The organism is Streptomyces anandii JCM 4720 (genome assembly GCF_014650655.1).
Classification (GTDB): Bacteria; Actinomycetota; Actinomycetes; order Streptomycetales; family Streptomycetaceae; genus Streptomyces; species Streptomyces anandii.
Genome location: NZ_BMVJ01000003.1, coordinates 137,149 through 147,383, shown reverse-complemented (window position 1 = coordinate 147,383; position 10,235 = coordinate 137,149). Strand labels below are relative to the sequence as shown.

The window sequence follows — 10,235 nt, the reverse complement described above, 5'->3', positions numbered from 1 at the left end:
CGCCACCCTGCAGAGGCGGGGAGACGAAGCAGTCGATCTGCGGGCCGCCTTGACCCGGCTGCACTTCGCCGGGGTACGTGTGGAAGAGTACCGGCTGTGGCCCACGGGTGTCCGCACCGCACTGCCCAGCCCGGACTGGCGCCACCGGCGCCATTGGTTCGGGCGCCGTGGCCCCGGGAAGCTCGCCGCCGGACGGTCCCACCAGGTACTGGGCCTGCGCGTCGACGACCCGCGCTCAGGAGCCGTCCTGTGGCAGACGGATCTCGGCAGAACCGATGGACACCACCTTGGCCGCCCCCTGCACGGCCGCCATGTCCTTGACCTGCCCCCAGCCGCAGCACTCTTTGCCGCGGCAGCCCGGGAGATCCACGGACCGGAGGTCATGACGGGTCTGCACATCGAGGACCTCGCCATCCGTCGATGGCTGCCGCTCTCCAGCAGTACACCGGCCACCATCACCTGGGAGCCCGACGGCAACCGCGCAAGCGTCGCGATCCACGCCCGCTTGGCGGACGGCACCTGGCAATGCCACGCGTCGGCACGGGTGCGCACCGACGACGCGCACGCCCGCCACACGTTGCCGGACAGGGACGAAACCGTCGGGGATCTGCCTTCCATCACCACCCCTTGGGCCCCCGCCGCGCAGGGCGGGCCGGCCCGCCTGCCGTACGAAGAACTCCTGGAGGCGATGCTGTACGCACCGTTCGAAGCCGGCACGGCACAGCCGGCGGACGCGGGCGACAACTCCACGGCCGAGACCATGCCCACCGCTGTGCGCAGTCTCCGGCTCGTTGGCGCACCACCGGAAGATCCGTGCGTCATCGAGGTCTTCCCGCAGCGTTCGCCGGGCTCATCCCACTCGGGCGGCCGCACAACGGAAGGGGGCGACGACGAGCCCGAGTGGACGGTGGTGGCCGACGCGGCGTCGACGCGGATCACCGCGTCGGGCCTCCAACTGCGTCCGGCCACACGCCACGAGGTTCCCCGGCCCCTGGAAACCCTCACCTGCGAAATCGAGTGGGAGAAGTCGCCCGTCCCGCTTCCCGGCAGGCCCGGCAGCGTCCTGCTCCTGGCCGACGAGCCCACGGGCGCAGCCGGCGCCACTTCGGCGGCAGCCGTCCGCGCGGCGCTCGAGGCGGCGAACGTGCACACGGCCGTCAGACCTGTTCCGCCGGACGGGACGGCGGAACTGATCGAGCACTGGCGGGCCACGGCACAGGAGCCCGCGGCCGTCGTGCTGTTGCTGACCCGCGAGGCACCGCCCCACGACCTGTGGGCCCTGCGCACCGCCGTACGGACCGCCCGGGGCATGGCCTCCCGGTCCGGACAACGGCGCCCATCCCGGCTCTGGCTGGTGACAGTGGGTGCACGCGCCGCGACACCGGGCGAATCCGGCCGGGCGGATCTGGCGTGCCTGCGCGGTCTCGTACGCACACTCGCCATCGAGGAGCCGGCCCTGCGAGCTTGTCTGGTCGACCTCGACAGTCAGCCGGAGGCCGCACAGAATCTCGTGCAGGAACTGCTGGGCGACAGCGCCGAGGACGAAGTCGTCTGGCGAGCGGGCACCCGTCTGGTCGCCCGCCTGGCCTCCGCCGACCTGTCGGAACAGCAGTACGAGGCGCCGTTCGTCCGCGGCAGCGGAGCCTACCTCGTCACCGGTGGGCTGAGCGGGCTCGGGCTGGAGACGGCCCGCCGCCTCGCCGACCGGGGAGCCGGCCGGCTGGTTCTCAACGGCAGGCGCCGGCCCGCTCCCGAGGCCGGAGCGATCATCGACCGGCTCCGGGCCAGGGGTACCTCCGTGACGGTGGTACGGGGCGACATCGCCGAACCCGAGGTGGCGGCGCGCATGGTGCGGGCGGCACTGGGGGAGGGCATCAGGCCGCGCGGGGTCGTCCACTGCGCGGGTGTGCTGCACGATCGTCTGATCACGGATCTCGACGACACGGATCTGGAGACGGTGATGCGGCCCAAGATCGCCGGTCTCGTCAACCTCGAGGCCGCCCTCGCGTCCCACGACCTCGACTGGTGGGTGCTCTACAGTTCGGCGGCGGCGCTGCTCGGCTCGCCCGGACAGAGCGCCTACGCCGCCGCGAACGCCTGGCTCGACGCATGGGCACAGCGACGGAGAGCGGAGGGCAAGCCCGCCACCTCCATCGCCTGGGGACCCTGGAACGACATCGGGGCCGCCCCCACCGAAGGAGCCATGGCTCTGGAATCGCTGACCCCGACGGAGGGTCTGGACGTCCTGCAGGCCCTGGTCGTGCACAACCGCACACACACCGGCGTCCTCCACCTGGACTCCGCGCGGCTGCTGAACGCTTTCCCGGGACTGGCCGAGGTGCCTTTCCTCTCCCGCAAGCTGCGTACGGAAGACCTGCCGGCGGACGACTGGGCCGGCCCCGCGGGCATCGACGGCCTCGGGGCAGACGCCGCGGACAAGGTTCTGCGGCGCCTGGCGGACCGCTCCGCCGCCGTCATGGGCTTCGGGACCGGAAGCGTCGACGAGTCCGTACCACTGCCGCGACTCGGCCTCGACTCGCTGATGGCGGTGCGCATCCGCAACGCCGTCCAGCAGGACTTCGGCGTCGACGTGCCCACCGATCTCATGCTGCGGGGGGCAACCCTGCGCGATGTCGGTGACAGCGTCCTGCGGGCGCTGGGACTTGCGCGGCAGTCGGAGGACACACAGTCGTCGCCCCGTCCGACCGGCGCAGCCGACGGCACCGTGCCGTCGTACCCGTCGGATCCGCCGCCGCTGCCGTCCACCCTGCAGCCCCGCGACGCCGCCGAGCGCCTGGTGGCGAGTGTGTGGGCGGAAGTTCTGGGCAGGCCTCCCGCCGATGTCCGCGACGACTTCGGTGCTGCCGGAGGTGACCGGCGCAAGGCCGAAGAACTCGTCAGGCTCGTCCGCCGCCGCATGGGCCGGTCCCGATCGCCACTCACCGTCGGCAGCGTCCTGGAGCGGGGCACCGTCAACGCGCTCGCGGACCTGGTCAGGCCGGCCCTCAAGCCGTCCGGTGGACGTGTGGTCAACGTACTGCGCCGGCCACCGACCAGGCCCGGCAGGCCACCGCTGTTCACCTTCCATCCGGCCGGCGGTCCCACCTCCGTCTACCGGCCCCTCACCCAGCTCCTGCCTCGGGACCAGGGGGTGTACGGACTGGAACGTCTCGACGCGCTCGGCACGATGGAGCTGAAGGCAGCCCACTACATCACCCTCATCAAGAGCCTCCAGCCCGACGGACCCTACCGGCTCCTGGGCTGGTCCTTCGGCGGCTGCCTCGCCTACGAGACGGCACAACAGCTGACCGACGCCGGGGAAACCGTCGACTTCCTCGGACTCATCGACACGATCCTGCCCGCCGCCCTGCCCGGCGGGGACTCACCGGAATTCTTGCTGGAACGCTTCGGCCGGTTCGCCGAATACATCGAGAAGACCTACGGCCACCATGTGGAACTACCGTACGAGGAACTCGCGGCGACGCCCGACGACGAGCAGATCGACGTGGTCATGCGCCTGGTCGCCGAGGCCGGGCTCGACATGGGCTCCGGAATCGTGGAACACCAGCGCACCTCCTACATCGACGCGCGCATCGGTGAGCGCTACACGCCTCGGCCCTACGGTGGGCGCGTGGTGCTCTACCGAGCCCGTCAGGCCCAGGCCCTCACCACGGCGCTCGACCCGCGCTACCTGAGGACGGAGGCGGACCTGGGCTGGGCGCCTTTGTGCGACCGCCTGGAAGTGGTCCGTGTCGAAGGTGACCACCTGTCGCTCATCGACCCTCCGCATGTGGCAGGGATCGCCCGTCATCTCGGACAGTGCCTCGCGACACCAGGGCACACACGGCCGTGATCCGGCGGTCCGCCCGCCCGGGGCGCTGCGGCAAGCGGATCCGTCGTCCGGGCGCTTTCCTGGTGACCGGTGCTCTGGTGGTGGCTTCGTTGGGCGCGGCCGGGCCGGCCGCGGACGCCCGGGCCGGCCGTCCGGCGACAGCCGGCCCGGGCCTCACGGCGGCCCGCGCCGACGACGGAGCCTTCATCAGCCGCGTCACCCACCTGGACGAGCGCATGCTGGACCTCACCGTCGATTCCCCGGCCATGAGAGGGGCCATGGCGGTGCGCGTCATCCTTCCGAGACACTGGAAGGAACTCCCGCAGCAGACCTTCCCCGTGCTGTATCTGCTCCAGGGAGCTGCTGACGACTACACCTCCTGGACGCGGGAGACCGACATCGAGAAGCTCGCCGACCCCTCGGACGTCCTCGTCGTCATGCCCGAGGGCGGACGCGCCGGCTTCTACTCCGACTGGTGGGACTACGGCCGCCCTACGGCGCCTCGCTGGGAGACGTTCCACACCGAGGAACTCAGGCAACTGATGGAGCGTGCCTTCCGCGCCGGCGGCATGCGGGCCCTCGTGGGGCTGTCCGAGGGCGGACTGGGAGCGCTGAACTACGCCGCGCGCCACCCCGGGGACTACCGATTCGCCGGGTCACTCAGCGGGATCGTCGACATCTCCGATCCGGTGATGCAGCTGGCGATCGCCCTGACCTGCCTGAGGGAGAACATCGACCCGGTGCGCCTGTGGGGGCGTCCCGACGAACAGCGGACGATCTGGGATGCCCACAATCCATCCCGTATGGTCGACCGGCTCGCCAGAACGTGGGTGTACCTGTACGCGGCCACCGGTCAGCCCGGAGGCCTGGAGCCGGAGTTCAACGCGGGTGCCTCCCTTCTGGAGCAGCCGCTGACTTCCTCGACCTACAGGCTCGGGCAGGAACTGCGCCGGGCGGGGGGCATGGTCACCCTCGACCTGATGCAGCCCGGTACGCACTCCTGGCCCTACTGGAAGCGTGAACTGCACACGATGTGGCCCTCGGTGCTGTACGCGCTCGGAGCCTCCGGGAACGGCGCGGTCCGGGCGCGCTGAGAGAAGGTGCCCGGCAACCGACCAGTCGGTGCCACGTGCGTGGCACCGACTGGGATCCAACCCCCTTTCGAGGGTGCCCATCGCGGCTTCGGCAGGGCCCCGACCTCCGCAAACCGCAAAGAGAGGAAAGGACCGCGCTTGAGCCACGCCCCACGAGAGGGATGGGCGGCCACCGGTTGGATGCCTCCAGCATGCCGTATCCGGCATATGTCGCAAGAACATCGCGAGATCAGCACTCTTTCGGAGGACGTACCGCGGGGGCGCGTTCGTTGTGTGCTCACCCGCCGCCGGTGGTGTCCAGGCTGACGTCGCACCAGACGACCTTTCCTCCGGCGCATGTGTGGTACGCACCCCAGCGGCTCGTGCAGCACTGGACGATTTCCAGGCCTCGTCCGCCCTCGGCGTACTCGGCGACGGCAGTGGGGACGGGCAGTTTTCGTTCCTTGTCGCGCACCTCGACCCGGATGCAGTCGGCCAGCGCATACAGCGACAGTTCGAAGAAGCGGCGCGCGGCGGCCGCCTGCGGCGTCCGTGTCCATGAGTACCGCACGGCGTTGGTGACCAACTCGGAGACCACCAGCACCAGCGTCTCCGTCACTGACGTGCTGACCCGCCAGGCAGCCAGGGTCTCGCGCGTGTGCCGCCGTGAGGGCGGAACGGACCTGGGCGCGCAGGGCAGCCGCAGAAGTATCGCCCCCGCCGCCTCCCCGGGCAGACGGGCAGGCTGCTGCCCGCATTCCCGTGACGGCGGACAATTGTGATCCAGTGCGCGGCACAGTCCTTCGGCCAAGTGACAGAAAGTGTATTCGTCCTCGTCCATTCTTCGACTTCCCGGAGTAGTCATGCGACCCGGTGGCACTGTTCGGCGGGTCGCCCCAGTGGATGAGGGGCGATCCAAACCGTACCCAGGGCGCCCCGAAAAGACGGTGGGCGGCAGGTTGCATTCGAGGACGCGGCGGCCCGAATGAGCTTAGTGGGATGGTGTGAATGCGTCTGTGCGCTCCCCATTGGGATGCTCTTCTTGGGCTTGGCTTGACATCCACGACCGGAGACTTCGGCCCGCTGCGTCATCCTCGGAAGGCGTGCAGACGACGCTCGTCGATGCGGGCGCGTGCATCCGGATCGGTGATTCCCAGACCGGTGCGGGGGGCAAGGCAGAGCACTCCTACCTTGCCGATGTGCTCATTTGCCTGGACACTTCGCGCCGCGTCCCCCACGTCGTCCAACGGGTAGGTGCGGGACAGGGTGGGAACCACCCGCCCCATTGAGATCAGCCGGTTGACCGCCCACTGCTCGTGCAGGTTGGCGCCATGGCTGCCGATGATCCGCTTGAGGCGCATCCACAGGTACCGGTTGTCGTAGAGGTGGTCGTACCCGGTGCTCGACCCGCAGGTGACGACGGTGCCGCCCCGCCGAGCGAGGAACACGGAGGCGGCGAAAGTCTTCTTGCCGACATGCTCGAACACGATGTGCGGATCCTCTCCCACAGCCGTGCGAATGGCTTTCCCCATTCTCTTCCAGCCGTCGGGCCGCTGGAGAAAGGTCGGATCTCCCTCTTCGATGTCATTGCGATTGATGACGGCTTCGCAGCCGAGGGACATCAGAATTCGGGCTTTTTCCTCGGAGTTGACCACACCGACCGGGATCCCGCCCCCGTTGAGGACGAGTTGGACGGCATAAGCCCCGAGGCCGCCGGTCGCACCCCACACCAGGACGACGTCCCCCTGCTTCATGCGGGCGCCGCGCTCACTGACCAGCATCCGGTACGCCGTGCTCGCGCACAGCGGGTTGACGGCGGCTTCCTCCCATGTCAGAGCAGCGGGCTTGGGCATCAACTGGCTGGCACGCACGACGGCGTAGTGGGCCAGTCCGCCGAAGTTCGTCTCGAAGCCCCAGGCCTTCTGGTTCTCGCCGAGCATTCCGTCCTGATGGGTGTCGTGGTCCTGCTCGTCGACATAGGCGGGGGAGATGACCACGTGATCCCCCGCCTTCCACCTGCGCACCGACGACCCCGTCCGTACGACGACCCCGGACGCGTCCGAACCCAGGATGTGGTACGGCAGGTCGTGGCGTGCCTCCCAGCCTCCGTTCCGGCCCATCTGCCGGAGGAACTGGAAGGTGGGGACCGGCTCGAACATGGCGGTCCACACGGTGTTGTAGTTGATGGAACTCGCCATCACCGCGATGAGCGCCTCGTCGGGCGCGAGATCCGGCATGGGAACGTCTTCGACGAAGACGGACTTCCGCACGTCCTTGTCCTCGACGGACCGGAAGATACCGATGTCCTCCTCCCGGACGACGGCGGCAGCGAAGTGATCCGGGACCGGCAGGGCCTCCAGTTCCGCGGCTTCGGCACCGGCGATCACTGCTTCGGACAAGGCGGACTGCATGGAGGACTCCTTCGGAAACGTGGTGGGGCATGTCGGTCGGTCGTCGGCCGGGTCGTCGTGGACACCTCCTCCAGCAAGCACGCGTGTCACCGGGGACGCAACCGCAGAAGAGGACGTCTCCCGGTCCCCGGCAGGAGGCCGCCCACGAGGCCCATGGCGGATGCGGACCAGTGCGCGCCCCGTCCATGTTGATCCAGGTGTGCGAACGGGGGGCGTGCCGCGACGGAGAGGTGAGCGGCGCCTGTGCGGTGCTTGGGGGCCGGGCCGGACGCTTGACCTCCTCGCGCGGTGAGCCGAGGATCATGTGGCATGACGCCTGAACGCGGGAGCACGGTCGACGCAGTCCTGCGCCGCAGCGCGCGGCGCACCCCGGCGCGGGTCGCCGTCGAGTACGGCGACCGGTCCTGGACGTACGCCGAACTCGACGACGCCGTCTCGCGCGCGGCGAGCGTGCTGCTGGGCCGGGGCCTGGCCCCGGGCGACCGGGTCGGGGCCTACGGCCACAACTCCGACGCCTACCTGATCGCCTTCCTCGCCTGCGCCCGGGCCGGCCTGGTGCACGTGCCGGTCAACCAGAACCTCACCGGGGACGACCTCGCCTACATCGTCGGCCAGTCGGGCAGCGCCCTCGTCCTCGCCGACCCGGACCTCGCGGGCCGGCTCCCCGACGGCGTACGGACGCTGCCGCTGCGGGACCACGCCGGCGGGCTGCTCGCCCGGCTGCCGGACGCGGAGCCGTACGACGGCCCGGCGCCGCGCGGCGAGGACCTGGTGCAGCTGCTCTACACCTCGGGCACGACCGCCCTGCCCAAGGGCGCGATGATGACCCACCGGGCGCTGGTGCACGAGTACTTGAGCGCGATCGCCGCGCTCGACCTGAGCGCGGGGGACCGGCCCGTGCACTCGCTGCCGCTGTACCACTCGGCGCAGATGCACGTCTTCCTGCTGCCGTATCTCGCGGTCGGCGCCACCAACGTGATCCTCGACGCGCCGGACGGCGGACGGATCCTCGACCTGGTCGAATCCGGCCACGCGGACAGCCTGTTCGCCCCGCCGACCGTGTGGATCGCCCTGGCCAACCGTCCCGACTTCGCCACCCGCGACCTGGACGGGCTCCGCAAGGCGTACTACGGCGCGTCCATCATGCCGGTGCCGGTACTGGAACGCCTGCGCGCCCGTCTGCCCAAGCTGGCCTTCTACAACTGCTTCGGCCAGAGCGAGATCGGCCCCCTGGCGATGGTGCTCGGGCCCGACGAGCACAAGGGGCGGATGGACTCCTGCGGGCGCCCGGTGCTCTTCGTGGACGCACGGGTGGTCGACGAGGAGGGCCAGGACGTGCCGGACGGCACCCCCGGTGAGATCGTCTACCGCTCGCCGCAGTTGTGCGAGGGCTACTGGGACAAGCCCGAGGAGACCGCGGAGGCGTTCCGCGAGGGCTGGTTCCACTCCGGCGACCTCGCGGTGCGCGACGCCCACGGCTACTACACGATCGTCGACCGGGTGAAGGACGTCATCAACTCCGGCGGCGTGCTGGTGGCCTCCCGCCAGGTCGAGGACGTCCTCTACACCCATCCGCAGGTCGCCGAGGTGGCCGTGGTCGGCCTCCCCGACGACAAGTGGATCGAGGCCGTCACCGCCTTCGTCGTCCGCCGCGGCGAGACCACCGAGTCGGAACTGATCACCCACACCCGCGAGAACCTCGCCCCCTTCAAGGCCCCCAAACGCATCGTCTTCGTCGACGAACTCCCCCGAAACGCCAGCGGCAAAATCCTCAAACGCCAACTCCGCGACGAATACCGGCTTTCGTAGGCGGCCCGGCCGCTGCGCCTGCGGCACGATGACGGCATGACCACGAACGAGACCACCGGCCGGATACGCGCGGGGGCGACCGACTCGGCCCCCGCGCTCCTCCTGCGCCGCTGGGAGGAAGCCGACGCCGCCGCACTCGCGGAGGCATACCGGGACGAGAGCCTGCGCCGCTGGACGTCGCACTCCGTCCCCGACGAGGAGAGCGCCCTGCGCTGGATCCGGGAGCAGGGGCTCCGGTGGGAGGCCGGGGACCGGTTCGCCTTCGCCGTCGTGGAGTCCGGCGCGGAGGAGGGGCCGGTCGGGCATGTGGTGGTCAAGGGGGTCGTGCCCGGGGGCGGGTCCGCCGAGGTCGGTTACTGGACCGCCGCTCACGCCCGTGGGCGGCGGGTGGCATCGCGGGCCCTGGAGGCGCTGACCGGGTGGGCCTTCGCCACCTTCGCCGGCCAGGGGCTGCGCCGTCTGGAGCTCCTGCACCAGGTGGACAACGAGGCGTCCTGCCGGGTGGCGCGGGCCTGTGGCTACGAGCGGGCCGGCACGCTGCCCGCCGCGCCCCCGGCGTACCCCCTGGAAGGGCACCTGCACGTGCGGAGGCGGGTCAGTGGCGTAGGTCCATGATGCGTTTGATCTTGCCGACCGAGCGTTCCAGGGACTCCGGTTCCACGATCTCGACGGCGACCGAGACGCCGATGCCGTTCTTGACCGCCGACCCGATGGAGCGGGCGGCGGCCTCGCGGGTCTCCGGGGTGGCGCCCGGGCGGGCCTCGGCGCGGACGGTGAGGGCGTCCAGGCGGCCCTCACGGGTGAGGCGGAGCTGGAAGTGGGGGGCCACGCCCGGGGTGCGCAGGACGATCTCCTCGATCTGCGTGGGGAAGAGGTTCACCCCGCGCAGGATCACCATGTCGTCGCTGCGTCCGGTGACCTTCTCCATCCGCCGGAAGACCCGCGCCGTCCCCGGCAGCAGCCGCGTCAGGTCCCGCGTGCGGTAGCGGATCACCGGCATGGCCTCCTTGGTGAGCGAGGTGAACACCAGCTCGCCCTCCTCGCCCTCCGGGAGCAGCTCCCCGGTGACCGGGTCGACGACCTCGGGGAAGAAGTGGTCCTCCCACACGT

General features: G+C 70.4%; 7 protein-coding genes. 4 read left to right on the top strand and 3 right to left on the bottom strand.

Going from position 1 to position 10,235, the window contains the following annotated elements; all coding sequences use genetic code 11:
• The first annotated feature begins 382 nt into the window (after positions 1 to 382).
• Both IE249_RS06665 and IE249_RS06660 read left to right on the top strand, forming a co-directional pair.
• On the top strand, positions 383 to 3,853 hold the full coding sequence (locus IE249_RS06665) for an SDR family NAD(P)-dependent oxidoreductase (protein ID WP_189703830.1): 3,471 nt from the start codon (positions 383 to 385) through the stop codon (positions 3,851 to 3,853).
• 62 nt (positions 3,854 to 3,915) lie between these two features.
• Complete coding sequence (locus IE249_RS06660; protein ID WP_189703829.1) at positions 3,916 to 4,926, top strand: alpha/beta hydrolase; 1,011 nt, start codon at positions 3,916 to 3,918, stop codon at positions 4,924 to 4,926.
• Between the two features lie 277 nt (positions 4,927 to 5,203).
• Here the strand turns inward: IE249_RS06660 and IE249_RS06655 are convergent, their stop codons facing one another.
• Together IE249_RS06655 and ccrA are read right to left on the bottom strand one after the other, a co-directional pair.
• The gene (locus IE249_RS06655; RefSeq protein ID WP_189703828.1) at positions 5,204 to 5,746 is read right to left on the bottom strand and encodes an ATP-binding protein; all 543 of its coding nucleotides are present in this window, start codon (positions 5,744 to 5,746) and stop codon (positions 5,204 to 5,206) included.
• 247 nt (positions 5,747 to 5,993) lie between these two features.
• The gene (gene ccrA / locus IE249_RS06650) at positions 5,994 to 7,316 is read right to left on the bottom strand and encodes a crotonyl-CoA carboxylase/reductase (protein WP_189703827.1); all 1,323 of its coding nucleotides are present in this window, start codon (positions 7,314 to 7,316) and stop codon (positions 5,994 to 5,996) included.
• Between the two features lie 309 nt (positions 7,317 to 7,625).
• On the opposite strand from ccrA, the gene IE249_RS06645 reads away from it, so the two are divergent.
• Both IE249_RS06645 and IE249_RS06640 read left to right on the top strand, forming a co-directional pair.
• Positions 7,626 to 9,125 carry an acyl-CoA synthetase gene (locus tag IE249_RS06645; protein ID WP_189703826.1) on the top strand — a complete coding sequence of 500 codons (1,500 nt, stop codon included), beginning with the start codon at positions 7,626 to 7,628 and terminating at the stop codon, positions 9,123 to 9,125.
• A gap of 36 nt (positions 9,126 to 9,161) precedes the next feature.
• Positions 9,162 to 9,740, top strand: a complete 579-nt coding sequence (locus tag IE249_RS06640; RefSeq protein WP_189703825.1) for a GNAT family N-acetyltransferase — start codon at positions 9,162 to 9,164, stop codon at positions 9,738 to 9,740.
• On the opposite strand, the gene IE249_RS36485 is transcribed toward IE249_RS06640, so the two are convergent.
• A partial coding sequence (locus tag IE249_RS36485; RefSeq protein ID WP_506366327.1) for a phenylacetate--CoA ligase occupies positions 9,721 to 10,235 on the bottom strand: 515 nt, incomplete at its 5' end. The genes IE249_RS06640 and IE249_RS36485 overlap by 20 nt on opposite strands.